The sequence below is a fragment of the Methylobacterium sp. 1A genome (genome assembly GCF_058072805.1).
Map to the genome: position 1 here is coordinate 3286952 of NZ_JBYQVE010000001.1, position 23848 is coordinate 3310799.

The window sequence follows — 23848 nt, forward strand, 5'->3', positions numbered from 1 at the left end:
CCCGGGGTCGCCCGGATCAGCCGAGCGCGACGGGCGCGGCGTCGGCGCGCGGCGGGTCGCCAACCGGCTCCGCGGCCGGCTCAGCGGCGTCCTGGGGCGGCCCGGGGCGGAGGACGGCGCGCTCGCGGAAATGCGGGATGGCCGCCTCGAACACGGCCTCGGCGGCCGCCCGGTCGCCGGCCGCCACGGCGTCGCGCAGCCGCGCCACCCAGGCGTCGAGACTGTCCCGGTCGGCGAAGACCGGCCGCGCCGCCATCACCCCGTCGATGCCCGGCAGGGCGATCCGGGGCTCCTCGCGGGCGAACAGGATCTCGTTGAGCCGCTCGCCGGGCCGGGCGCCGGTATAGGCGATCTCGATCTCGGTGCCGGGCTCGAAGCCGGCCAGCCGGATCATCCGCTCGGCGAGGTCGGCGATCCGCACCGGCTGTCCCATCTTGAGCACGTAGACCGCGGCGCGCTCCGCGCCCGCCCGGGCCTCGCCGTCGGCGTGCGAGGCGGCCGTCAGCACGAGATCGCAGGCCTCGCGCACGGTCATGAAGTAGCGGACCATGTCCGGGTGGGTGACGGTGACCGGGCCGCCCCGGGCGATCTGCGCCTTGAAGACCGGCACGACCGAGCCCACGGAGCCCAGCACGTTGCCGAACCGCACGGCGATCAGCCGGGTCGGGTGGTCCGGCCGCGCCGACTGCGCGGCGTCGAGGGCCTGGGCGACCATCTCGGCGAAGCGCTTGGTGACGCCGAGCTGCGAGACCGGCTCGATCGCCTTGTCGGTGGAGATCATCACGAGCGCCCGCGCGCCCGCCGCCACCGCCGCCTCGGCGACGTTGATCGAGCCGAACACGTTGGTCTTGATGCCCTCCTGCCAGTCCCGCTCCAGGTAGGGCACCTGCTTCAGCGCGGCGGCGTGGAGCACGTAGTCGGGCCGGAACGCCGCGATCACCGCGTGCGTCCGCTCCCGGTCGCGGATATCGGCCAGCACCCCCGTCACGGCGGTCTCGGCGGCCAGGATCGCGGGGTGGCTGAGGATGCCGTGGAGCGCCGGCTCGGAGGATTCGAGCACCAGCACGGCGGCGGCCCCGAAGGCCACGGCCCGCAGGCAGATCTCCGAGCCGATCGACCCGCCGCCGCCGGTCACCACGACCCGGCGGCCGGCGAGGAACGCCTCCAGGCGCGGCCGGTCGATGGCGACGGTCGGCCGCAGCAGCAGGTCCTCGATCTCCAGCGGCGCCAGTTCCGGACCCTGCACGCCCTCGCCGAGGCCGACGACCCGGGCGAGGGGCAGGCCGAGGCGCCGGGCGCGGGCGATCAGGTCGTCCGGCGCCGCCTCCGGCACGAGGGCGCTCGGGGCGGCCACGAGCCGCCGCACCGGCTCGCCGCGGGCGGCGAGGTCGGCGACCACGCGCTCGAGATCCGGGAAGCCGCCGAGCACCGGCACGCCGCGCATGAACTGGCCGCGCTCGTCCGCCCGGGGCGACAGGATTCCCCGCGGCGCGAGCTTGCGCACCGAGCCCGCCTCGATCGCCCGGATCAGCACGTCCATGTCGGCGCCGCGCCCGAGGAGCAGGGTCGGGACGGTGGCGGCCCGCGCGCTCGACTGCCGGGAGCGGGTGTCTTTCAGGTAGCGGAACGCCAGGCGCGTACCGCCCAGGAAGAAGATCTGCAGCACCCAGTAGAGCAGGATCGCGATCTTGCCGAAGAAGTAGAAGCCGTAGAGGTCGGACGAGACCAGCACCCAGTCGATCACCAGGAGCGCCAGGGCCAGGACGCTGGCCGCCCGGACGATGCCGGCGAGATCCTGCAACGAGGCGAAGCGCCACTTGGTCCGGTAGAGCCGGAAGCGGCCGTAGACGAGGCCGGCGAGGACGAGGAACGGCGGCAGCAGCATGGGCAGGGCGTGCAGACGCTCGGCCAGCATGCCGCCCTGGAAGCGGAACAGGAAGGTGAGCACCACGGCGGCAGCGGTCGCCGCGAGGTCGTGGGTCACCATCACCGCGGTCTTGTAGAGGCGCTGCTGCATCGGGAGCCGGATGGGATGCCGCGGGGTATCCGCCGCGGCACCGGCCCTGTCAACGCGGCCCGCCCAGGGCCGGAGCCGGGGCCGGAGGCGGCGCCGGCCTCAGCCCAGCGCCCGGGCTGCCGCACCGGCCGCGTCGTCCACCCGGTCGATGTCGGGGGCGTCGATGTGCCGGTAGCGGGCCTGGATCAGCCCGAAGGCCCCGAAGGCGGCGTGGCCGGCCGCCACGAGCCCGAGGAGGATCCAGCCGTAGGGCTGGGCGCGCAGCAGCGCGAAGGCCTCGGCCAGACCCTTGGCATCCGAGGAGCGCTGGTGCCACGCGGCGGCCACGAGGAACCCGCCGATGATCAGGAAGGCGAGGCCCCGCGCCGCGTAGCCGAAGCGGCCGATCGGGCCGGCCCAGCGGTCCCGGGCCCGGGCGTCGAGGGCGAGCCGGTCGGTGACGTCCCCGCGCCACGCCTTGCCGAGGAAGCCGAACCCGCCGCCGACGACCGCGAGGCCGACGAGGGCCACGAGCCAGCGGCCGAAGGGCTTGCTCAGGAGCCACGCGGTGCCGTCATGCACGCCGTCGCCGCCGCTCATGCCCAGGCCGAGGCTGAGCGAGGCCGCGCTGGCGGCGAGCCCGAGATAGAGCCCGGCGCTGATCAGGTGGGCACCGCGCACCGCGAGGCCCTTGGCGGAGGTGCCCCGCCGGTCGGCATCGGTGATGCCCTCGACGAGGCGCCAGAGGGCGAAGCCGGCGAGGCCGAGGGCGATCAGGCCGACGACGGCCGCGCCGAACGGCCCGGCCATGACGGCGCGGAGCGCGTCCTTGCTGTCGCCGGCCCGGCCGCCATGCCCCAGGGCCGCCAGCAGGGCCAGGGCGCCGACCACGATGTAGACCACGCCGCGGGCGCCGTAGCCGAAGCGGGCGATGCGCTCGATCGCGTTGCGGCCGCCGGGAAGGGTCCTCATCGGCGGGACCCGGCTTCGGGGAATCGGGTGTCGGGCACGGGCGGCATCCTGTGGAGCGGGAGCATTCAACGCCCGGCGGCGCGCACCCGATCCGTTGCCGGCACAACCTCCGTGGCCGCCCTACATGGGCGTCCGGTCGGCGCGGCCGGTGAGCGCCACGTAGAAGCCGAGCCCGTCCTGGGCCGGCAGGGTCTGCAGGCGCTCGATCAGGCCGCGGCGCTTCGCGTCGAGGAGCAGGCGTCCGGCCGGCTGGAACAGGGTCTCGCCGCCGCCCTCCGGCGGCGGATCGAGCCGGATCGCCACGGTCTTGCCCTTGGCGAAGCGGCTGCGCTCCAGCATGTCCTTGAGCGAGGCCTCGGCGGTCGCCCGGTTGGTGCCGCGCAGGTCGAGCACCGACTCGGCGTCGGTCACGCCGAGGGAGCCGCGCAGCTTGGCCGCGTAGAAATCTTCGAAATGGGGCAAGTCGGTGCCTTGATGCTTCGCCGTTCGATCAGGTGGGGTGCGGCCGCTCAGAAGGCGAGACCGCGGTAGAGGTCGCGCACCGGCACGGCGCCGTCGAGCTCCGGCAGCGACACGGCGCCGTCGAGACCGAGGGCCGCGACGCTCCAGTCGTCGCCCGCGCGTCGCCAGACCTCGACCCGCGCCTCGTCGGAATAGACGATCAGCAGGACCGCGAGGCTCGGCACGGTCCGGTAGAAGTCGATCTTCCGGCCGCGGTCGAGACTCATGGTCGAGGGCGAGAGCACCTCGGCGACGAGGAGCGGGTCGGTCGCGTAGCCCTCCGGCAGCGGCGGCCCGCACCGCACCACCACGTCGGGGATCGGGGCGAAATCGTCCATCGCGGCGCTGAGGATCGCCAGCCCCGGCATGGCGCGGCAGCCCTTGGCATCCGCGAAGTCGCCGATTCGGCGGATCAGGTTCGCGACGATTGCCTGATGCCGCTCCCGCGGCGGCGCCATGAGCACGGGCTCGCCGTCGAGCAGCTCCCAGCGCTCGTGCGCGGGCCGGCCCTCCACCCAGAGCCTGAACTCGGACACATCCATCCGCGCGTCGCGCTTCGCGGCCAGAGCCATCGCCGATCCCCACCTCGGCCGGATCGTAGCACCGGGCCGGCCGCCCGCAACAGGTCCGGCCCGGAAGGCCATCCCAGCGCGGGCGTCACGGCCGATGCCAGGCCGGCCTCCCTCGGGGACTCGGAGGTCGGCACAGGGCGACCGGCGCAGCGACGGACTCAGTCGGCGCCGGGTCCGGCCGCCGCGACGGTGGCGCCGGCCTCCAGGAAGCGCTGCGGATCCACCGGCTCGCCGTCGATGCGGGTCTCGTAGTGGAGATGCGCCCCGGTAGAGCGCCCCGTCGAGCCGACGGCGCCGACCGCATCGCCCGCGGCCACGCGCTGCCCGGGGCGGACCGCGATGCGGGCGAGGTGGCCGAACCGCGTGGTGACGCCGTGGCCGTGGTCGATCTCGACCATGTTGCCGTAGCCGCCCGCGGCCTCGGCGGCGATCACCCGGCCCGGCGCGGTGGCGCGGGCGGGCTCGCCGTACTCCGCCTTCAGGTCCAGCCCGGTATGGAGGGCGAAGCCGCGGGTGAAGGGGTCGAGGCGCGTGCCGAACGGGCTCGACACGGTCGCGCCTCCCCGGATCGGGCGTGCCAGGGGCAGGGTGGCGGCGAGCCGGCGCAGGCGCTCGCCGTCGTCGAGCGCGCGCCGGGCCAGGGCGAGGCCCTCCGCGAAGCCGGTGCCGTCCAGGGCGCGGCCGTCGAGGGGCACGAACGGTCCGCCCAACCCGGCGGCCGGCGCGGCCGCGCCGGTGCGGTCGGGATCGAGGCGGTCGGGGTCGAGACCGGTGCGGCCGATCAGCCCGCGCAGCCGCCGCACCGCGTCCCCGGCCCGGGCGGCCAGCCCGGCGAGGCGCTCGCCCTGGGCCGCCTTCAGGCCGTCGAGCCGGGCCTCCAGCCGGATCAGGCCGGTCTCGGCCTCGCGCGCGCCGCGGCGGGGCAGGGGATCGCGGGCGGAGCGCGGCGCCGGAGCCGCACCCTCAGTCGGACGCAGGAAGAGATCGTCGTAGCTCCCACCGGGCGCAGCGCCGGGCTGCCCGGGCAGGGCGCCGGTCGTGGACGGGTCGGGCAGGGCCTGCCGCTCCAGGTCGGCGAGGGCGGCCGTGCGCCGCTCCAGCTCGGCCTGGCGCTCCAGGGCGGCCGCGACCCGGTCGGCCAGACCCGCCTCGCTCCCCGCCCGGTCGCTCCGGTCGCGGTCGAGGCGGTCCTGGAGCTCGCCGATGCGCGCCTCGTAGGCGTCGCGCAGGGCGGCCTGCCGGGCCACGAACCCGGCGAGCACGTCGTCGTGGAACACGATCAGGCAGGAGGCCCCGAGCGCCCAGGCCACCGCCAGGGCGAGGCCGGCGGCGAGCCAGGGGGCTGGCCGGTGCGGCCTGAGACGCGCGGGGAACTTCGGAAGCTGCATCGGGACGGCACCGGAGGAGCCGCCATTCAGGCCTCAGTAGGGTTAAGGATCCGTCGCGCGCCGGGCGTCAGGGGGACGTCAAGGGGACGTCAGGGCAGGGCGCGCGCGGCCGCCAGGACGGCCTCGGCGTGGCCGGGCACCTTCACCTTCGGCCAGATTCTGGCGACGCGCCCCTCCCGGTCGACCAGGACGGTGGTGCGCTCCACGCCCATGTACTTGCGCCCGTACATGCTCTTCTCGACCCAGACGCCGTAGGCCTCGAGCACGGTCTTGTCCTCGTCGGCGGCGAGCGGGAAGGTCAGCCCGTACTTGCTGCAGAACTTGTCGTGGCTCTTCACCGGGTCCGGCGACAGGCCGACGACCTTGGCGTCCGCTTCCGCGAAGGCCGGCAGCAGGCCGTTGAAGTCCTGCGCCTCCAGCGTGCATCCGCTCGTGTCGTCCTTCGGGTAGAAGTAGAGCACGACTTTGTGACCGCGGAGCGCGGACAGTCCGACACGCCTTCCGCCCGAGGCGGGAAGGTCGAAATCGGGGGCGGGATCCCCCTCTGACAGCGGCATCGTGCCTTCCTTTCGGCCGATTGATGATGTGCAACCGATCTCGTGCGCGGGCTCGAGCGATGGCACCGCGCACGTCCGAGCCAAGCCCGGAGTCGCGGCCGCTGTAAAGCGCGGGCGCGCTTCGATCCACCGGCCGCGGAGCCCGAGGGCGCCGCGCGCAGAGACCCCGGAACAAAGGTCCCGATGGCGGACGAGACAACGCCGGCATGCAGGCCTCGGGGGAAGGCGCGACGCGTCGGCGGCGTCTGCCTCGTGAGCGCCCTCGCGCTGGTGCTGCTCGTCGGCGCCGGTGTCGGCCTCGTGGCCCTGCGCCTGTCGAACGGGCCGCTCCAGATCGACGGCCTGTCGCGCCGCGTCGCCGCCGCCGTGGCCGAGCGGATCGGACCCGGCTGGAGCATCGGGCTGCGCGGCAGCAGCCTCGAGCTCGACCGCGAGAACGCGCTCAGCCTGCGCTTCTCCGGCCTCGACATCCGCAACCCGCAGGGCGACCTCGTGGTGCGCGCCCCCCTGGCGCTCGTCAGCCTCGACCCCTGGGGGCTCCTGCGGCTCAACCTGCAGCCGCGCTCGATCGAGTTCCGCGAGACGCAGACCACCGCGCTGCTGCACCGGGACGGCTCCATCGCCTTCGCGGCCTCGGAGGCCAACCACCCGGTCGACGTCGCGCCGCACACGCCGCCGAGCGTGGACGGGGTGCGCGGCACCGTCTCGCCGCTCTCGGCCGCGATCGCGTCGATCTTCGGGGTCGTCCTCGATCCGGGCGGCGTGGTCGGCGCCCTCGACCGCGCGCGCGTCACCGACGCGCGGCTGCGGCTGATCGACGAGGACGGCCGCGAGCGCGCGGTCTTCGCGCGGGTCAACGGCCTGTTCGGGCGCGACCCGGTCAACGGCACCCGGAACTTCGAATTGCGGCTCGACGGGCCGCACGGCGAGTGGCGCTTCGGCGGCACGCTGCGCGACGGCGCGGACGGGCAGGAGCGCTCGGGCGTCATCACCCTCGACGACCTGCCGGTCACGGATCTCCTGCTGCTCTCGGGCCAGTCCGGCCTGCCGCTGACCACGGACCTGAAGGTCTCGGCCCGCGCCGACGTGAGCCTGACGGCCGGCCGCATCCGGACCATGAACGCCAAGCTCCACACCGGCGACGGCACGTTCCTGATCGAGGAGAAGGACTTCAACCCGGTCACGGTCGAGAGCCTCGACGCCTCCCTGGACTGGGACGAGGCCAACCGCGTGATGTCGCTCACCGGCCTGGACTATCGCGGGGCCGGCAACGCCGTGCACCTCGCGGGGACGTGGACGGGCAGCCCCGCGGGGGCGAGCACGACCTGGACCGCGACGCTGGCGAGCCGCGACGCCACCTTACGCGGGGCGACCCCGCAGGACGCGCCGGTGAAGATCGACGCCCTGGACGCGCAGCTCTCCGGCCGCGACGGAGGGATCTCCATCGACGCGCTGACCCTGTCGGGGCCCGGCGTGAAGGGCGCCATCACCGGGACGATCGGCACGAGCGCCGACGACGGCGGCCTGACCCTGCACCTCGCCGGCCACGACGGCGAGGTCCGTACCGGGCTGCGGCTCTGGCCGGAGCACATCGCGCCGCCGGCCCGCACCTACCTGGTGGACCAGCTCCGGCGCGGCCGGGTCGATTCCGTCGACATCAAGGTGAAGATGTCCGGGGCGGTCCTGGCGGCCGCCACCCGGGGCGACCCCGCCCCGGACGACGCGGTCCACATCGACTTCCACGTCTCGGACGCGGCCATCGACGTCACCGCCGATTCCCCGCCGGTGACCAAGGGCAACGTCGTCGGCGTGATCACCGGGCGCTCGACCACGGTGCGCAACGTGACCGCCGAGGTCCACGGGCCGGACGGGCGCGGGCTCGCCATCTCGGACGGCAGCTTCGTCATCCCGCAGATCACCCCGGACCGGGTCGTGGCCCAGATCGGGATGCGGCTCTCCGGCGGCGCCGACGGCATGGCCTCCGTGCTCCAGGCCAAGCTGTTCAAGAGCGTGATGAGCGTCGACCTCGACCCCGCCACGATCAAGGGCAGCGCCGACCTGCGCGTCGACTTCCCCCTCGACCTCAAGCACATTCCCGACCTGCCGGACCTGCCGGTGACGCTGACCGGCTCGCTGGCCGACCTCTCGGTCGACAAGGTGATGGGCCGGGACCGGCTCGAGTCGGGCCGGTTCAACCTCGTCTACGACCGGGGCGCCTTCACGCTGAAGGGCGACGGCCGGGTCGCGGGCGCGCCCATGTCGGTCGACCTGCGCCAGCCGAAGGTCGGGCAGCCCGGCGAGGCGGTGGTCAACGTGTCCCTCGACGAGGCGGTCCGCGGCCGCAAGGGCCTGCCGACCGCGCCGCAGCTCACCGGGACGATCCCGGTCCGCGCGGTGGTGCAGATCGGCCGGCCGGGATCCGGCAAGCCGCCGATCCGGGTCGAGGCGGATCTGGCGAAGGCCGGGATCGACGGGCTGGTCCCGGGGCTGACCAAGCCGCCGGGCAAGCCCGGGCGGCTGACCTTCACCCTCGTCGACAGCGGCCAGACCTTCGACCTGCGGGACTTCGCACTCGACGCGGCCCCGGCGAGCGCGCGCGGCACCGTCTCGATCACCCAGGAGGGCGGCCTGGAGCGGGCGGACCTGAGCAGCGTCAAGCTCTCCCCCGGCGACGACCTGCGCGTGAGCCTCGACCGGACCGCCGGCGGCTACAAGGTCGTGGTCCGGGGCGCGGTGGCCGATGCCCGGCCGTTCCTGAAATCGCTGGGCGCCCCCGACCCGAAGGGCGGCCGGGAGGCGCGGGACGCGAATCCGAAGGATATCGACGCCGACATCCAGGTGCCCATCGTCACCGGCTTCAACGAGGAGGCGCTGACCGGCGCCAACCTGAAGCTCTCCCTGCACGGGAAGACCCTGCGGGCCGCCAACATCACCGGGCGCTTCCGCGCGGCCCCCTTCGCCGCCACGGTGACCCGCGGCGAGCGCGGCGTGCCGACCCTGTCGGTGGAATCGGCCGATGCCGGCGCGACGCTGCGGTTCGTCGACGTGTACCGGCGGATGTATGGCGGCCGGCTCACGGCCGGGATCGGCCTCAACGACGGCCCGCAATCCGGCGTCGTGCAGATCCGCGACTTCATCCTGCGCAACGAGCCCGCGCTGTCGAGCATCATGGCGCAGGGCCCGGAGCCGTCCGAGGCGGAGACGGCCCGCGGCCGCCGGGTCGCCCCGGGCCGGGGCGCGGGCGACGTCACCTTCGACCGCATGCGCGCCAATTTCGTGCGCACCGGCACGCGCGTCGACTTCACCGACGCGGCGATCTCGAACGCCGCCATGGGCTTCACCCTGTCGGGCTGGCTCGATACCGGCCGCGAGCGCACCGACATGACCGGCACCTTCGTGCCGCTCTACGGCCTGAACAACGTGGCCTCGCAGCTGCCGCTGCTCGGGCCGCTGCTGGGCGGCGGCCACAACGAGGGCCTGTTCGCGGTCAATTTCCGCGTCTCCGGCAAGCTCGCCTCGCCGGACGTGAGCGTGAACCCGCTCTCGGCGATCGCCCCGGGCTTCCTGCGCAAGCTGTTCAGCGCCGGCGGCGGCCCCTTCGCGGACGGGATGCCGGGCGTCCCGCAGCAATAGGGCGGGCAGCCCGGAAGAGCCGCCCGCCCCTGTCTCACGCGCGGATGAAATCCGCGATCACGGCCGGAGCCGCGGTGTCGAAGCCGACCACGTCGAGCATGCCGGGATCCTCCGGGTCGGCGATGCTGAAGCCGTTGGAGACCAGCCCCACGACCACCAGCTTCGCCGGGATCCCGGTCTTCTCCCGGTACGCCCGCAGCGCCTGGACCGGGTGGACCGGCCCCGCCCAGGTCTCCGAGTCCGTGTAGACCACGAACGCGTCGGCCTGCACGCCCCGCTCCAGCGCCCAGCGCATCGGCAGGGAGCAGTCGGTGGCGCCGAACGGCAGGTCGGCGGTCGCCCGCACCGCCTGATCGAGCCGCGTCGACGGCCCGATCGGCAGCGGCGTCAGCGCGGCCCCCTGGCTCCAGGCCCGGCCGGCCTCGGCGGTGAAGCCCAGCACCTGCCAGTGCTCCTCGGTCGCCGCGGTGACGAGCGCCATCGCGGCGGCCGCCTCCCGGGCCGTGAGCGTCGAGCCCGCGACCGTGCTGGCGCCCATCGAACCCGAGACGTCCAGCGCCAGCACGAGGCGCCGGCCCGTGGGCTCGACCGCGCCGAACGCCGTGTAGAACGCGGCGTTCAGCGCCTCGACGATCGCCGCCACCGGCTCCCAGGCGAGCTTGCCCCGCTGACCGTGCCCGGAGGCGTAGGTCTTGAGGGCCAGCAGCAGCGCCATCGGGTGCAGGCGCGCCCGGAGGATCCGCTCCCGGTCCGACAGGACCGCCCGGACGTGCTCGGTGCCCTCCGAGAAGGGCGCGAGCACCCCCGCGGCCGTCAGGCGGCCGAGCTGGCGCACGAGGGCTCCGACCGGCATCCGCTCGATCAGGGCCTCGTTCACCGCGCGGCTGCCCATCAGCCCGGTCGGCAGCGCCTCCCAGGGCAGGCCGTGCGAGCGCACCAGCGCGGCGGCCACCGCCCCGTCGAGGCCCTCCGCCTGCACCCGCGCGAAGGCGTGGACGATCCCGGGGGCGGCCTCGGTCACGGTGCCGCGGCAGATCCAGTCGAACAGCGCCTTCCGGGCGGGCTCCTCCGTCTCCGGATGGGCCAGCCGCAGCAGGTCGCGGTGCGACCAGCCCTGCCGGGTCCGGTACTTCACCGCCTGGAAGGCCAGGGCCTCCACGGGCTTGGCGCAGTACCAGTCACCGACCGCCCGGCGCAGGCCCCGGCCCCAGCCGCGCATCGCCTCGACGGAGGCGGCGAACTGGAACAGGTGCGTGCCGGTGCGGCAGACCCGCGGCAGGGCCGCGAGCGCCGCGCGCCGGGTCGCGAGGTCCGCCGACGCGGCGGCCAGCGCCAGGGCGAAGATCGCCGGATCCGGCTTCGGAGCCCGGCCGCCCTCGCTCACCGCCACGATGGCGGCGACCGCGCGGGCGCCGTCCCGCGCGATGCACCGCTGCACCGCCGCCGCGTTCTCGGCGGTCAGGGCGCGCGGGCTCGCGTAGTACGAGCCGCCCTCGGAGCCGAGCACCAGGAAGCGGTCGAGCCGCGCCCAATCGCCGACCGCGAAGGCGTGGCCTCCGGCGGCGTTCGGCACCGTGCCGGGGATCGGCTCCGTCTGCGGGGTGGCGCGGAGCCGGAACATCTGTGCGAGCTTCGTCATGGCGGGCTCCTCTCGGTCTCTCCTCTCTCCATCGCGGCCGATCGCCGGCCGGTGGCGCGTCCCGTCGCGCGCGGTCGGGCGGGGACGCGGCCGCGGCGCGTCGTCCACCGCCGCTCGCGCGCGGCCGGTATCTCGTGTGGTCGGTGACGGGGTTCCGTCCGGCCGGGCGCGGGCGTGGCGGCGACGAGGGGCCTATCCGATGCTCTGCTTGAGCTACGGGCCTGACGACCCGGCGGGACTCGCACCCGCACCCCTCGGATCCCGATAACCTTCGTCTTCCGGCCCGCGTCCGGGCGATGCGGGCGTGGCGTGAGGAACGGTGTCCGGGCGCTCTATCCGGGCTGAGCTACGGGCCTCGCGGCCCGGCGGGATTCGAACCCGCGACCTCCCTTCGGTGAAGATAATCGTTCCTCTCCGGCCCGCATCGTCGGCCGGGATCCGCGCACGGTCGGCGCCCCGGTCGTCTCGCGGGGCCCTGCGGTCGTGGTGTCGGGGACGGGCATGAGCTCCGGCGACCTCGCGGCCCCCGGCGGGGATCGAACCCGCAACCTCCGCGGGACAAGCCCGCGGCGCTCTACCGATGATAACCGTCCCCTGCCGGCCCGCCGGGTCCTCGAGACGCGCTCAGCCTCTCGGGCCGAGAGCCCCGCGATACGACCGTAACGGTCGCATCAGCCCGGGACGGGCGAACGCCGCGACGTCGATGCCGTCGTGCTGTTTCATGCCATGCTCCGTCCGAACGGGGCTTCGGGTGACGCGGGCGTGTCGATGAGGCTCGGGGGGATCCGTGACAGGGATAACCGAGCGTCTCCGGCCCGCGCTGGTGAACTGCGATCGGCTGCCAGCGGCGACCGTTGCGAAGGGAACCGGACTCGTCCGCCGCGGCGCGCGGGCCGCGGATACGAGGAGCGTGCGGTCACTTCAGATCACCGGCCCGGCAGGCCGATGGCGCGGTGGATACGGTCGCGCTCGGTCTGCGTCAACCGGAAACTTGAAAATTCTTTCAGTTCGGGCGATCTCCGGCCCATGATCACTGCCGCCCAGATCCGCGCCGGCCGCGGACTTCTCAAGTGGACGCAAGGGGTTCTCGCGAGCCGCGCCGCGGTCTCCGTCGTCACCCTGAACATGATCGAGAGCGAGCAGGTCCAGCCCCGCAGCCGGACCCTCGCGGCGATCCGCACGGTCCTCGAAGGGGCGGGCATCCGCTTCGTCGGCGACGCGCAGGAGGGCTACGGGGCGATCCTGCGCCCCGCCCCCGCGGCCGGGTCCGGAGACGCACCGGCACAGAAAAGCCCGGCGCGGACGACCGCACCGGGCTGAAGCCGAACCGGCCTGCGCGGGCGCGCTATTTCTCGACGAAGGCCTTCTCGATGACGTAGTGGGCGGCCTCGCCGTGGTTGCCCTCCTCGTAGCCGCGCGACGTCAGGAGCTCGCGGGTGTCGCGGATCATGTCGGGGCTGCCGCAGAGCATGAAGCGGTCGTTCTCGATCGACATCGGCGGCAGGCCGATATCCTCGAACAGCTTGCCCGAGACCATCAGGTCGGTGATCCGGCCGCGGTTGCGGAACGGCTCGCGGGTCACGGTCGGGTAGTAGACCAGCTGGTTCGAGATCATCTCGCCCAGGAACTCGTGGCGCGGCAGCGTCTCGGTGATGGTCTCGCCGTAGGCGAGTTCCTGCACCTGCCGGCAGCCGTGGACCAGCACGACCTTCTCGAACCGGTCGTAGGCCTCGGGATCCTTGATGATCGACAGGAACGGCGCCAGCCCGGTGCCGGTGCCCAGCAGGTACAGGTTGCGGCCCGGCAGCAGGTTGTCGAGCACCAGCGTGCCGGTGGGCTTCTTGCCGACGATGATCGGGTCGCCGACCTTCAGGTGCTGCAGCTTCGAGGTCAGCGGGCCGTCCTGGACCTTGATCGAGAAGAACTCCAGCTCCTCCTCGTAGTTGGCCGAGACCACCGAGTAGGCGCGCAGGAGCGGCCGGCCCTCGACCTCCAGGCCGATCATGGTGAACTCGCCGTTGCGGAACCGGAACGCCGGATCCCGCGTCGTGCGGAACGAGAACAGGTTGTCGGTCCAGTGGTGGACCGACAGAACGCGCTCCTCGTAGAACTTGCTCATCGACGGATCAGTCCTCGAATCCTCTGACGCTCGGCACACGGCCCCGACGATTCGGGGCCCGTGGTGCGGGGGATCCCCGCCGCCCCGCTCGGGCGGGGGTGGATCCTCGGCAGGGAACCCGCCCGGATCCGGTTGCAAACACACGCGCGCCGCTTCTTTCGCAGTTGCAGCACGTCCGTCAAGGCGTGCCGGGATCACACTGGCGAAAGAAGTGAACGGCCTGGAATCGTTCGAAGATTTAGCGTCTTCGCGGACGCTCCGCAGCGCCGTTCCGGACATGGGAGGGTTGCCGCAGAGCGGGCCCCGCGCGCCGCCCTCAGAGGGGGGCGGCGGGCCGGAGCGGCGCGAGCCCGGCCTCGATCTCGGCCCGGCGCGGCTCCAGGAACGGCGGCAGGGCCAGGCGCTCGCCCAGGGTCTCCAGGGGCTCGTCCGCGGTGAAACCCGGCCCGTCGGTGGCGATCTCGAACAGGATGCCGTTGGGCTCGCGGAAATAGAGGCTGCGGAAGTAGTAACGGTCCACAGGCCCGCTGCTCGGCACCCGCGCCGCCCGGAGCCTGTCGGCCCAGGCCTCGTAATCCCCGTCCGGGATGCGGAAGGCGACGTGATGGACCGCGCCCGCGCCCTGGCGGGCCGGCGCGGACCGGTCGGCCAGGAGCTGGAGCTCGGCGGCCGGGCCGCCGGGTCCCATCGCGTAGACCTCCACCGGGCCGTCGCCCGTCTCGAAGGCGCGGTCCCGGCGCAGGCCGAGCACCTCGGTCAGCACGGCGGCGGTGCGGGCCGGGTCCGGCACCGACAGCCGGATCGGGCCGAGGCCGCGGATCTGGTAGGCGGCCGGCACGGGCGAGCCGTCCCAGGGATGCTCCGGCCCGGTCCCGCCATCGTCCACCAGGGCGAGGCGCTGGCCCTCCGGATCCTCGAAATCGAGGGTGAGGCGCCCGTCGCGCGCGACGGGCTCGGCCTCGACGATCCCGGCCTCGCGCAGGCGCGCGTGCCACCACGCGACCGCGCCCTCGCCCGGGACGCGCAGGTGCGTGCGGGTGATGCTGCCGGAGCCCCGCCGCTCCCGGGGCGCCGGCCAGTCGAAGAAGGTGATGTCGGTGCCGGGGCTCGCCAGCCCGTCGGCGTAGAACAGGTGGTAGGCCGAGACGTCGTCCTGGTTCACCGTCTTCTTCACGAGCCGCAGGCCGAGCGTGCCCGTGTAGAAGGCGACGTTCTCCGCCGCGCGGGCGGTCACCGCGGTGAGATGGTGGATGCCGGTGAGCTGCATGTCGGTCCTGGGGTTCGCCGCGTCGCGCCTCAGGTGGGGAGCGGCGGCGGCTTCGCGAGCGGCCCGCGGATCGGGCGGCCGGCACCCGTTCCTCCGGGGCCGCGCCGCGGTCGGCCCGCAGCGATCGCCGCCCGAGAGGCGCCGCGCCCCGGACCGGCGGCGCGGCCGCTACGCGGCGATCGGTACCCGGGCGCGGCGGATTTCGCCGAACCGCGGTCCCGAGACCCGCTTCTCAGAGCCCCACGGGCCGGCCAGCGGCGACCACCAGCATCTTGCCGTCCGCGAAGGTGCGGGCGGCGGCCCGGCGGATATCCGCCTGGGTGACGGCCGAGACCATGGCGTTGCGGCGGGCGATGTAGTCCATGCCCAGCTCCTCGAAGGCGATCTGCACCAGCTGGTGGGCGATCTTGGTCGAGGTGTCGAAGCCGAGGGCGTAGGAGCCGGTCAGGTAATCCTTGGCCTTCTGCAGCTCCTCGTCGTCCGGGCCGTCCGTGATCAGCCGGCCGATCTCGTCGCCGATCACCGACAGGGCCTCGCCGACGCGCTCGTTCTTGGTGGCGGTGTAACCCCAGGTCATCGCGGCCGAGCGGTGGCTGACGAGCGAGGTCCCGACCGAGTAGGCGAGGCCGCGCTTCTCGCGCACCTCCTGGAACAGGCGGGACGTGAAGGCGCCGCCGCCGAGGATGTGGTTCAGCACGTAGGCCGGGATGAAGTCCGGGTCGCGCCACGGCACGCCGGCCATGCCGAACCGGATCACCGACTGGGGCACGTCGAGGTCGACGACGACGCGCTTGCCGAGATCGTGCACCTCGGTGCGCGGCACCGCCTTCAGCGCCCCGGCCTCCGGCAGGGTCCCGAAGGCGCGGTTCAGGCCCTCGGCGAGCTGCTCGGCGCCGATGGCGCCGACCGCCGCCACCTTCACCCGGCCGCGGCCGATGATGCGGGCGTGCATCGCCAGCAGGTCGTCCCGGGTGATCGCCGTCACGCTCTCCACGGTGCCGGAGGACGGGCGGGCGTAGGGATGGCCGGCGAACGCCTCCTTGAAGAAGCGGCGGGAGGCCAGCACGCCCGGATCGTTCTGCTGGTAGCGCAGGCCGGCGATGATCTGGGCGCGGACGCGCTCGATCGCGTCGGGGTCGAGGCGGGGCTTGGCCAGCGCCAGGGCGAGGAGCGCGATGCCCTCGTCGGCGTGCTTGACCAGCATCTTCAGCGAGCCGCCGACCGCGTCGGCCCCCGCGTGGAACGACAGCTCGATTGCCCGGGCGGCGAGCCGCTCCTGGAACAGGTCGGAGGTCAGATCGCCGGCGCCCTCGTCGAGGAGCCGCGCCAGCATCTGCGCGCAGCCGGCCTTGCCGGCCGGGTCCTGGGCGGCGCCGCCCTCGAAGGTGAAGGCCAGGGCGATCATCGGCACCACCGGCGACTCGACGTGCCACGCCTCAATGCCGGGGGCGGTCGTCACCGGCAGCGCCGTGGTGGGCGAGCTGACGGTTTGGGCGGTGGTCTCGACCAGAGTCTCGGCCAAGCTCATGGGAACCTCGTGTCTCTATCTCGGGCGACGGCGGAGCGGGCCAGGGCTCCCGTTCGGCAGAGCGCCCCGCCCGGACCCGTCACGGGCCCGGCGGGACGCACCCGGGGTTACTCGGCGGCCATCGCGACCGGGGCGTCGGGATCCTGCGCCTTGGTCAGGTAGCCCGTGACCGAGCGGGCCGGCGTCAGCCAGCGCTCGGCGGCGCCCTTGAGACGCGCCTGCGTCACGCCCTCGATGTCGGTCGGCCAGCGGCGGACCTCCTCGATGGTCTCGCCGATCGCCAGCGCCGAGCCGTAGATGCGGGCCAGCGACGACTGGCTGTCGGAGGAGTAGACGGTCTCGGCCACGAGGCGGGTCTTGGCGCGCTCGATCGCCTCGGCGTCCAGGGCCTCCGCGGGGGCGCGGCGCAGCACCCTATCGACGGCCTCCTCCAGCTTCTCCAGCGGCACGCCCTCGGCGGGCACCGCGTAGACGGAGAAGCGGGTGTCGTCGATCGCCGAGCCCATGTACCAGGCGCCGGCATTCACCGCGAGGCCGGTCTCCATGACCAGCTTGCGGTAGAGGTAGGAGGTCGAGCCGCCGCCCAGCACCTCGGCCAGCAGCTCGAGGTCGTGGCAGCCGCCGTCCCGGGCGGTGATGCAGGAGGGGGTCAGGTAGAGGCGCTGCAGGGTCGGCTGCTCGACCTTCGGGTCGGCGACGGCGACGCGGCGCAGGGCCTTCGGCTCCGGCTCCCGCGCCCGCAGGCGCTCGGGCCGGGCGCCCTGGGGCGTCACGCGGCCGTAGGTGGTCTCGGCGAGGCGCCGGACCTCGTCGGGCGTGACGTCGCCGGCCACCACCAGGATGGCGTTCTCGGGGGTGTAGAAGCGCTTGTAGTAGGCCAGCGCGTGCTCGCGGTTCAGGCCCTCGATCTCGTGCATCCAGCCGATGATCGGGATGCCGTAGGGATGGTGCACGAACAGGCCGGCCGCCATCGCCTCGGAGAGCTGGGCGGAGGGGTCGGTCTCGACCCGCATGCGCCGCTCCTCCAGCACGACGTCGCGCTCGGGGGCGACGACGGCGTCGTCGAGGACGAGGCCGCTCATGCGGTCCGCCTCGAATTCCATCATGGTGCCGAGGTGATCCCGGGCGACCCGCTGGAAGTAGGCGGTGTAGTCGTAGCTGGTGAAGGCGTTCTCCTGGCCGCCCAGGCCCGACACCGCCTTGGAGAAGGCCCCGACCGGGTGCTTCTCGGTGCCCTTGAACATCAGGTGCTCGAGGAAGTGGGCGATGCCCGACTGGCCGAGCGGATCATCGGCCGAACCGTTGCGGTACCAGATCATGTGGGTGGCGACGGGGGCCCGGTGGTCGGGGACGACCACCACGTCGAGGCCGTTGTCGAGGGTAAAGGCCGTCACTTCCGGTCCGCCCGCCTCGGAACGCCCGAACGGCGCGGCCTCGCCCCGGCCGGCGCTGCCGCCGTAGGGCGAGCCCGGACGCAGCGGGAAGAGGGTGGGCGTCGCCTTCCTGAACAGGTGCATTCCGCTTTCCTTCTGCCGGCCCCGGATCGAAGCGTCCCGCGTCGGGATGCGCGCGCGGATCGGGGCCGCCCTGGTCACCGGGGCGCAAGAACCGCACCGGGACGATCATCTCATGTTGCCACGCCGCGGCGCCGTTGCAACGGCGACACGGCGCCCCCGTCACTGCTGCGCGCGCTGACGGAGATACGCGCGGGGATCCGACTCCTCGCGCTCGCGGCTGGCGTTGTTGATCGGGTCGCTCGACGGCGGCCGGGCCAGCTGCTTGGGCGACTGCCGGTACCCGGTCGGCGGGTCCGTGAGCGTGTCGCGGCTCGGCTCGATGTCGGAGGGCTCGGCGTTGGCGCTCTTGCCCTTGAGCAGCTCGAAGGGGCTGAGCAGGCTGTCGTCGCGGTTGTTGTCGCCGGGCTTGCGCTCGGCGGTGGTCGTCAGGCCCGCGCCGGCACGGCGGCCGCCGCGCATCTCCTCCACGGAGAGCGTCGCGTTGTTGTCGTCGTAGCGGCCCTGGGCCTGGGAGCCCTTGGGATTGCGCCGCTCCACGGCGGCGCGCTCGCGCTCCACGATCTCGGGATCCTTCGGCCAGGCGGTGCTGGTGGAGCGCGCCCGCGGCTGCGGCAGGGCCTTGCCGTCGATCTTGGGCGGCATCACCAGCGGCGGCCGCTCGTGATAGTCGATCGGATCCTGGCGCTTCTCCAGGAGGCCGATGCCCGACAGGGCGTCGCGCATGAACTCGCCGCGCTCCTGCGCGTGCGCGGCACCGACGACGCAGAGCGGAGCCAGGGCCACCGCGGCGGAGAGGAGGGGACGAAGCCTGCGATGCCCGGTCATGCTGCCTCACGGGTTCCGGACGGAGCGTCCGGCTCTGGGAAGGCCGCGGCGCGGCCCGATCCGACAGGTCCCGGCCTGAGACCGGTTTCCGGCGATCGTATGGCGCCTTGACTGCGTCGCGCCAGGAGGGGGACGCGGGAGGACCTGTGTGTTGCAGGGATCACAGGCGCGGCGCCGGGTCGCCCTGCGGGGGGGACGCCCGGCCCCTGCGGCCGTCCGGGGACAGGCTGTCGAGGATCAGGCCGATCACGCCGGCCACGATCGCCGCGTCGGCGACGTTGAACACGTACCAGGACCAGCCGCCGGCATGCAGGTGGACGAAGTCGAAGACGGCGCCGTAGGCGGCCCGGTCGATGGCGTTGCCGAGCGCGCCCCCGACGATCAACCCGAGGGCGACGCCGAGAAGGCGCGACGTGGCCCGGCGCATCCAGATCCCGAGGCCGAGGGCGGCGGCCAGCGACAGGGCCACGAGGAGCCAGCGGCCGATCCCGCCCTCCTGCTGGAACAGCCCGTAGGAGACGCCCCGGTTCCAGACCACGACGAAGTCGGCGAAGGGCGCCAGCCGCCAGGGCTGCGTCAGCACGAGGTCGGTGCCGAAATAGAGGCCGAGCTTGCTGGCCTGATCGAGGACCAGGGTGAGGACGAGGGCCAGGAGACCGGCGCGGAACGGCGTCATGGGCGGCGCGCCTGGCCCGGGCCGGCGTCCCCCTCTCCCCGCGGGCGGGGAGAGGGAGTGGCGCCGCCGCCGACGCGGAACGCCCTCACGCCGCGCTCGCCTCCGGATGCGCCGCGTCCCACTCGCGCAGGGCCTGGGCGTCGCGGGGCGTCACGTCCGGGTAGTCCGGGTCGCTGCCCACCTCCGGGCTGACCCGCCAGGAGCGGGCACATTTGCGACCCGCGGCCGGGCTCGGCACCACCGCCACGCCGCGCACCTCGTCGAGGCGGAAGGCCTCGGCCGGGCCCTCGCCCGCCACAACGGCGATGTCCGAGGTGATACAGGTATCGGCGAAGTCGCAGCCCTCGAGCGCCGCGAGAAGCTCCGGATCCGCCACGTAGACCGTCGGCGCCGCCTCCAGGCTCGCGCCGATGCGCTTGGCCGCGCGCTCGATCTCCAGGGCGCCGGTGACCACCCGCCGCACCCGCCGGATTTTTTGCCAGCGCTCCGCGAGGGGGGCGTCGAGCCAGTCAGCCGGGGTCTCCGGCAGGGTCTGGAGATGCACCGAGCCGTCCTCGGACGGGTAGCGGTCGAGCCACGCCTCCTCGGCGGTGAAGGCGAGCACCGGGGCGAGCCAGATCGTCACCCGGCGGAAGGCCTCGTCGATCACCTGCAGCGCCGCCCGCCGGCGGACCGAGGATACGGGATCGCAGTACAGGGCGTCCTTGCGCACGTCGAAGTAGAAGGACGACAGGTCGCCGGTCATGAAGCCGTTGAGCAGCGCCACCACCCGCTTGGTGTCGAACGCCGCGTAGGCCTCGCGGATCTCGCCGTCGAGCTCGGCGAGCCGGTGCAGGATCAGCCGCTCCAGCTCCGGCATGTCGGCGTAGGCCACGTCGTCGCCCTGGACCCGGTGGGCCAGCGAGCCCAGCATCCAGCGCAGGGAGTTGCGCAGCTTCCGGTAGGTCTCCGCGAAGGTCTTGATGATCTCCGGGCCGATGCGCAGGTCATCCGTGTAGTCGGAGGCGGCGACCCACAGGCGCAGGATGTCGGCGCCCGAATCCTTGATGACGCTCTGCGGTGCGACGACGTTGCCCTTCGACTTCGACATCTTCAGGCCCTTGCCGTCGAGCACGAAGCCGTGGGTCAGGACGATGTCGTAGGGCGCCCGGCCGCGGGTGCCGGCGGATTCGAGCAGCGAGGACTGGAACCATCCGCGGTGCTGGTCGGAGCCCTCCAGGTACATGACCCGGTCCTGGCCGCCGTCGCGGACGCGCGTGACGCCGGCGAGCCCCGGGAAGGCCTCCGGATCGTCGAGCACGAAGGCGTGGGTCGAGCCGGAATCGAACCAGACGTCGAGGACGTCGGTGACCTTCTCGTAGGCGGCCGGGTCGTGGTCGGGCGCCAGGAAGCGCTGCGCGGCGTCGTCCCGGAACCACGCGTCGGCGCCCTCGGCCGCGAAGGCGTCGCGGATGCGGGCGTTGACGGCGTCGTCCTTCAGGATCTCGGCGGTGTCGCGGTGGACGAAGACGGTGATCGGCACGCCCCAGGCGCGCTGGCGCGAGACCACCCAGTCCGGCCGGTTGGCGACCATGCCGGTGATGCGGTTCTTTCCTTGCGTCGGCACCCACTGGGTGTCGTCGATGCCCTGGAGCGCCACCTCGCGCAGCGTCCGGTTGCCCAGCGAATCCACCGGCCGGTCCATGGCGATGAACCATTGCGGCGTGTTGCGGAAGATCACCGGCTTCTTGGACCGCCAGGAATGCGGGTACTGGTGGCGCAGCACCCCGCGGGCGATCAGCGCCCCGGCCTCCGTCAGCGCGGCGATGACCGCCTTGTTGGCGTCGCCCTTCTCGCCCTTGGCGGTGAGCACGCGGGTGCCGGTGAAGCCCGGAGCGGCCTCCGTGAGCACGCTGTCGGCGTCGACCGTGTAGGGGATGGTCGCGTCGATGCCGCGCTCGCGCAGCAGCCGGCCGCTCGCCATCCAGAGCTCGAAATCCTCGCGGCCGTGGCTCGGCGCCGTGTGGACGAAGCCCGTGCCGGACTCGTCCGTGACGTGGTCGCCGTCGAGCATCGGCACGGCGAAGCCGTAGCCGAGCTTCGCCAGCGGGTGGTCCAGGGTCAGGCCGGCGAGCGTCGACGGGCTCACGTCGGCGACGCGCGCGAACGCCTCGACCCGGGCGGCTTTGAACACCGTGGCGGCGAGGCTGTCGGCGAGCAGGTAGGTCTGGCCGGGCACCGCCCAGTTGTCGGCCGGCGCCTCCGTGACCCGGTACAGGCCGTAGGCAATTTTTTTGGAGAACGCGACGGCGCGGTTGCCCGGGATCGTCCACGGAGTGGTCGTCCAGATCACCACCCGCGCCTGCGCGAGATCGCCCTCGGCGCCGGACCGGATCGGAAACGCGCAAAAAATCGTGTCGCTGACGTGCTCCTCGTACTCGACCTCGGCTTCGGCCAGCGCGGTCTTCTCGACCACCGACCACATCACCGGCTTGGAGCCGCGATAGAGCTGGCCGCTCATCGAGAACTTCATCAGCTCGTCGGCGATCACGGCCTCGGCGGGGAACGCCATGGTGGCGTAGGGATGGTCCCAGTCGCCGGTGACGCCGAGCCGCTTGAACTCCTCGCGCTGCACGTCGAGCCACTGGGCCGCGAAGGTCCGGCATTCCTGCCGGAACTCGATCACCGGCACGTCGTCCTTGTTGCGGCCCTTGGCGCGGTACTGCTCCTCGATCTTCCACTCGATCGGCAGGCCGTGGCAGTCCCAGCCCGGGACGTAGTTGGCGTCGAAGCCGAGGGCGGTCTGCGAGCGGACCACCACGTCCTTGAGGATCTTGTTGAGCGCCGTGCCGATGTGGATGTTGCCGTTGGCGTAGGGCGGCCCGTCGTGGAGCACGAATTTCGGCCGGCCCTGGCCGCGGGCGCGCAGCTTGCCATAGAGGTCCATCCGCTTCCAGCGCTCGATGAAGAGCGGCTCGCGCACCGGCAGGCCGGCGCGCATCGGGAACTCGGTCTGCGGCAGGAACAGGGTCTTGGAATAGTCGCGGGTTGGCGCGGTCTCGGGGGCGGTCATCGGATCTCGCATCGGCGGTCGGGCCGGCAGCGTCGGGCCGGCGGAATCGGGTCGGGCGGCAGGAGGATCCCGGACCTCCGCGCGGCCGCGCTGGAGCGGGCCCTCAGGCGGAGGCCGGGCCGGTAATTCGGATCGGGCGGCCGGGGCCGCGCAGGGCGCGCGAAGCGTGCATGACGGGTTCTCTACCAGCCGCCCCGGCCGGAGGCCAGCGGCAGCGCGGATCACGCGCCCGTGACCGCGGATGGGACCAATCGGCGTCTGAACCGTTGACCGACACACCCTCCGCCCGCCGCGGCGGCGCGGAGCCGATTCGGACAGACATCCGGGAGTAGCCCCATGAAGAAGCTTCTGATCGCGACCCTCGCCCTCGCGCCGCTGGCCTACGCGGGCGCCGCGGAGGCCCAGGGCACGGCGCGCGGCGCCCAGCGCGGCGTCGAGGACGGCACGGCCGCGGCCGGCCCCGTGGGCGGGGTCGTCGGCGGCGCGGTCGGCGCGGCGACCGGCACCGTCGGCGGCGTGCTCGGCACCGATCCGGACCCGGCCCGCCGGGCGCGCGAGAACCGCCGCGAGGAGCGGATGGAGCGCCAGGAGCGTCGCTGAGCGCGCCTCGGCCGCTGACAGGGTCCCGTAACAGGGTCCGGCCGGTCGCCTCAGGCGGCCGGCCGCGCCTCCCGGCGGATCGTCTCCTGCGCCAGGAGGTACAGGCCGGAGCCGACGACGATCATGGCGCCCGCCACGGTCCAGCGGCTCGGGACGTCGCCGAACAGCAGGAAGCCGAGCGTCACCGACCACAGCAGCTGCGTGTAGATGAACGGCGCCAGCACGTTGGCCGGGGCCCGGGCATGGGCCATCACCAGCAGCCAGTGGCCCAGCGTCCCGAACAGCGCGACCCCGAACAGCAGCGCCCAGTGGGTCAGGCTCGCCGGGCTCGTCCAGATCCACGGCAGGAGCGGGGCCATCAGCGCGAGTCCCGCGAGGCCCGTGTAGAACATGGTCGTGGCGGTCGAGTCGTAGGCCGCGAGCTTGCGCGTGATGATCGCGTAGAAGGCGTAGACCACGACGTTGGCGACGCAGAGCAGAGCGGCCGGATGCATCCCGCCGACACCGGGCCGCACGATCACCAGCACGCCCAGGAAGCCGACGCCGATCGCCGCTAGCCGCGCCCGCGACGACCACTCGCCGAGCAGCGGCCCGGCGAGCAGCGCCACGGTGAGCGGCGCGGCGAACTGGATCGAGATCGTCTCGGCGAGCTGCAGGTAGCGCAGGGCCAGGAAGTTGAGCGCCGTGGAGGCGAAGAGCAGCAGGGAGCGCGCGATCTGCAGCGGCAGGCGCCGGCTCTTCACGACGCCCGGCGTGCGTACCGGGTTGATGAACAGCGAGATCATGGCGACGCTCGCCGCGTAGCGCATGAAGGTGGTGACCAGGGGATCGACGCCGGCCCGGGCCAGGGTCTTGCCGCAGGCGTCGAGGCTCGCGAAGAAGGCGACGGCCCCGCACATCAGGACGATGCCGACGATCCGCCGGCGGCCGGCGAGGTCGGCCTCCGGAGCGGCGCGCGGCGCGGCGCTGTCGTCGGGGACGGAGGTCGCGACCTGCGTGCTCATGC

Annotated in this window: 18 protein-coding genes and 2 tRNA genes; 3 read left to right on the top strand and 17 right to left on the bottom strand. The window is 73.5% G+C overall.

What is annotated here, in order from left to right:
• Positions 1–16: 16 nt before the first annotated feature.
• The 6 genes from ACX9MN_RS16060 to ACX9MN_RS16085 all read right to left on the bottom strand — a co-directional run bounded on the left by ACX9MN_RS16060 (position 17) and on the right by ACX9MN_RS16085 (position 5986).
• Positions 17–2017, bottom strand: a complete 2001-nt coding sequence (locus ACX9MN_RS16060; RefSeq protein ID WP_489724903.1) for an SDR family NAD(P)-dependent oxidoreductase — start codon at positions 2015–2017, stop codon at positions 17–19.
• A gap of 99 nt (positions 2018–2116) precedes the next feature.
• Positions 2117–2968, bottom strand: coding sequence for a DUF1206 domain-containing protein (locus ACX9MN_RS16065; RefSeq protein ID WP_091682461.1), 852 nt, complete (start codon positions 2966–2968; stop codon positions 2117–2119).
• Between the two features lie 120 nt (positions 2969–3088).
• Positions 3089–3430: a hypothetical protein gene (locus tag ACX9MN_RS16070; protein WP_020096438.1), complete on the bottom strand. Its 342-nt coding sequence runs from the start codon at positions 3428–3430 to the stop codon at positions 3089–3091.
• 47 nt (positions 3431–3477) lie between these two features.
• Positions 3478–4041, bottom strand: coding sequence for a Uma2 family endonuclease (locus tag ACX9MN_RS16075; RefSeq protein WP_489724904.1), 564 nt, complete (start codon positions 4039–4041; stop codon positions 3478–3480).
• Between the two features lie 158 nt (positions 4042–4199).
• Entirely contained in the window at positions 4200–5429 is a 1230-nt protein-coding gene (locus tag ACX9MN_RS16080; protein WP_489724905.1) for a M23 family metallopeptidase, read from the bottom strand.
• 89 nt (positions 5430–5518) lie between these two features.
• The gene (locus ACX9MN_RS16085) at positions 5519–5986 is read right to left on the bottom strand and encodes a peroxiredoxin (RefSeq protein ID WP_489724906.1); all 468 of its coding nucleotides are present in this window, start codon (positions 5984–5986) and stop codon (positions 5519–5521) included.
• 183 nt (positions 5987–6169) lie between these two features.
• Here ACX9MN_RS16085 and ACX9MN_RS16090 point away from each other — a divergent pair, with 183 nt between their 5' ends.
• Positions 6170–9619, top strand: coding sequence for a hypothetical protein (locus ACX9MN_RS16090; RefSeq protein ID WP_489724907.1), 3450 nt, complete (start codon positions 6170–6172; stop codon positions 9617–9619).
• Positions 9620–9653: 34 nt separating this feature from the next.
• On the opposite strand, the gene ACX9MN_RS16095 is transcribed toward ACX9MN_RS16090, so the two are convergent.
• The 3 genes from ACX9MN_RS16095 to ACX9MN_RS16105 all read right to left on the bottom strand — a co-directional run bounded on the left by ACX9MN_RS16095 (position 9654) and on the right by ACX9MN_RS16105 (position 11681).
• Positions 9654–11258: a TROVE domain-containing protein gene (locus ACX9MN_RS16095; RefSeq protein WP_489724908.1), complete on the bottom strand. Its 1605-nt coding sequence runs from the start codon at positions 11256–11258 to the stop codon at positions 9654–9656.
• A gap of 224 nt (positions 11259–11482) precedes the next feature.
• Positions 11483–11614: transfer RNA gene (locus ACX9MN_RS16100), tRNA-OTHER, on the bottom strand.
• Positions 11615–11681: transfer RNA gene (locus tag ACX9MN_RS16105), tRNA-OTHER, on the bottom strand.
• A 603-nt stretch (positions 11682–12284) separates the two neighbouring features.
• Here ACX9MN_RS16105 and ACX9MN_RS16110 point away from each other — a divergent pair.
• Positions 12285–12578 (top strand): helix-turn-helix domain-containing protein, encoded by a 294-nt coding sequence (locus ACX9MN_RS16110; protein WP_091926047.1) that lies wholly within the window; start codon positions 12285–12287, stop codon positions 12576–12578.
• A gap of 25 nt (positions 12579–12603) precedes the next feature.
• On the opposite strand, the gene ACX9MN_RS16115 is transcribed toward ACX9MN_RS16110, so the two are convergent.
• The 7 genes from ACX9MN_RS16115 to ileS form a co-directional block, all read right to left on the bottom strand.
• On the bottom strand, positions 12604–13377 hold the full coding sequence (locus ACX9MN_RS16115; RefSeq protein WP_489724909.1) for a ferredoxin--NADP reductase: 774 nt from the start codon (positions 13375–13377) through the stop codon (positions 12604–12606).
• A gap of 316 nt (positions 13378–13693) precedes the next feature.
• Positions 13694–14644: a ring-cleaving dioxygenase gene (locus ACX9MN_RS16120; RefSeq protein ID WP_489724910.1), complete on the bottom strand. Its 951-nt coding sequence runs from the start codon at positions 14642–14644 to the stop codon at positions 13694–13696.
• 232 nt (positions 14645–14876) lie between these two features.
• Positions 14877–16172, bottom strand: a complete 1296-nt coding sequence (locus tag ACX9MN_RS16125; protein ID WP_489724911.1) for a M16 family metallopeptidase — start codon at positions 16170–16172, stop codon at positions 14877–14879.
• A gap of 107 nt (positions 16173–16279) precedes the next feature.
• Positions 16280–17689 (bottom strand): M16 family metallopeptidase, encoded by a 1410-nt coding sequence (locus ACX9MN_RS16130; protein ID WP_020093174.1) that lies wholly within the window; start codon positions 17687–17689, stop codon positions 16280–16282.
• Positions 17690–17848: 159 nt separating this feature from the next.
• The gene (locus ACX9MN_RS16135; protein ID WP_020093175.1) at positions 17849–18514 is read right to left on the bottom strand and encodes a hypothetical protein; all 666 of its coding nucleotides are present in this window, start codon (positions 18512–18514) and stop codon (positions 17849–17851) included.
• Positions 18515–18674: 160 nt separating this feature from the next.
• Positions 18675–19190 carry a signal peptidase II gene (lspA, locus tag ACX9MN_RS16140; RefSeq protein WP_489724912.1) on the bottom strand — a complete coding sequence of 172 codons (516 nt, stop codon included), beginning with the start codon at positions 19188–19190 and terminating at the stop codon, positions 18675–18677.
• Between the two features lie 85 nt (positions 19191–19275).
• Positions 19276–22242, bottom strand: coding sequence for an isoleucine--tRNA ligase (gene ileS / locus ACX9MN_RS16145; protein WP_489724913.1), 2967 nt, complete (start codon positions 22240–22242; stop codon positions 19276–19278).
• Between the two features lie 336 nt (positions 22243–22578).
• On the opposite strand from ileS, the gene ACX9MN_RS16150 reads away from it, so the two are divergent.
• Positions 22579–22842 (top strand): hypothetical protein, encoded by a 264-nt coding sequence (locus ACX9MN_RS16150; RefSeq protein WP_447699520.1) that lies wholly within the window; start codon positions 22579–22581, stop codon positions 22840–22842.
• Positions 22843–22892: 50 nt separating this feature from the next.
• On the opposite strand, the gene ACX9MN_RS16155 is transcribed toward ACX9MN_RS16150, so the two are convergent.
• A complete protein-coding gene (locus ACX9MN_RS16155; protein WP_489724914.1) occupies positions 22893–23846 on the bottom strand; it encodes a DMT family transporter in 954 nt (317 codons plus the stop codon).
• Positions 23847–23848: the final 2 nt, after the last annotated feature.

Bases quoted from the DNA above. Each gene is read 5' to 3' on its own strand.
- ACX9MN_RS16060 (WP_489724903.1), bottom strand. From the start codon at position 2,017: ATGCAGCAGCGCCTCTACAAGACCGCGGTGATGGTGACCCACGACCTC.
- ACX9MN_RS16065 (WP_091682461.1), bottom strand. From the start codon at position 2,968: ATGAGGACCCTTCCCGGCGGCCGCAACGCGATCGAGCGCATCGCCCGC.
- ACX9MN_RS16075 (WP_489724904.1), bottom strand. From the start codon at position 4,041: ATGGCTCTGGCCGCGAAGCGCGACGCGCGGATGGATGTGTCCGAGTTC.
- ACX9MN_RS16080 (WP_489724905.1), bottom strand. From the start codon at position 5,429: ATGCAGCTTCCGAAGTTCCCCGCGCGTCTCAGGCCGCACCGGCCAGCC.
- ACX9MN_RS16085 (WP_489724906.1), bottom strand. From the start codon at position 5,986: ATGCCGCTGTCAGAGGGGGATCCCGCCCCCGATTTCGACCTTCCCGCC.
- ACX9MN_RS16090 (WP_489724907.1), top strand. From the start codon at position 6,170: ATGGCGGACGAGACAACGCCGGCATGCAGGCCTCGGGGGAAGGCGCGA.
- ACX9MN_RS16095 (WP_489724908.1), bottom strand. From the start codon at position 11,258: ATGACGAAGCTCGCACAGATGTTCCGGCTCCGCGCCACCCCGCAGACG.
- ACX9MN_RS16110 (WP_091926047.1), top strand. From the start codon at position 12,285: ATGATCACTGCCGCCCAGATCCGCGCCGGCCGCGGACTTCTCAAGTGG.
- ACX9MN_RS16115 (WP_489724909.1), bottom strand. From the start codon at position 13,377: ATGAGCAAGTTCTACGAGGAGCGCGTTCTGTCGGTCCACCACTGGACC.
- ACX9MN_RS16120 (WP_489724910.1), bottom strand. From the start codon at position 14,644: ATGCAGCTCACCGGCATCCACCATCTCACCGCGGTGACCGCCCGCGCG.
- ACX9MN_RS16125 (WP_489724911.1), bottom strand. From the start codon at position 16,172: ATGAGCTTGGCCGAGACTCTGGTCGAGACCACCGCCCAAACCGTCAGC.
- ACX9MN_RS16130 (WP_020093174.1), bottom strand. From the start codon at position 17,689: ATGCACCTGTTCAGGAAGGCGACGCCCACCCTCTTCCCGCTGCGTCCG.
- ACX9MN_RS16135 (WP_020093175.1), bottom strand. From the start codon at position 18,514: ATGACCGGGCATCGCAGGCTTCGTCCCCTCCTCTCCGCCGCGGTGGCC.
- lspA (WP_489724912.1), bottom strand. From the start codon at position 19,190: ATGACGCCGTTCCGCGCCGGTCTCCTGGCCCTCGTCCTCACCCTGGTC.
- ileS (WP_489724913.1), bottom strand. From the start codon at position 22,242: ATGACCGCCCCCGAGACCGCGCCAACCCGCGACTATTCCAAGACCCTG.
- ACX9MN_RS16150 (WP_447699520.1), top strand. From the start codon at position 22,579: ATGAAGAAGCTTCTGATCGCGACCCTCGCCCTCGCGCCGCTGGCCTAC.
- ACX9MN_RS16155 (WP_489724914.1), bottom strand. From the start codon at position 23,846: ATGAGCACGCAGGTCGCGACCTCCGTCCCCGACGACAGCGCCGCGCCG.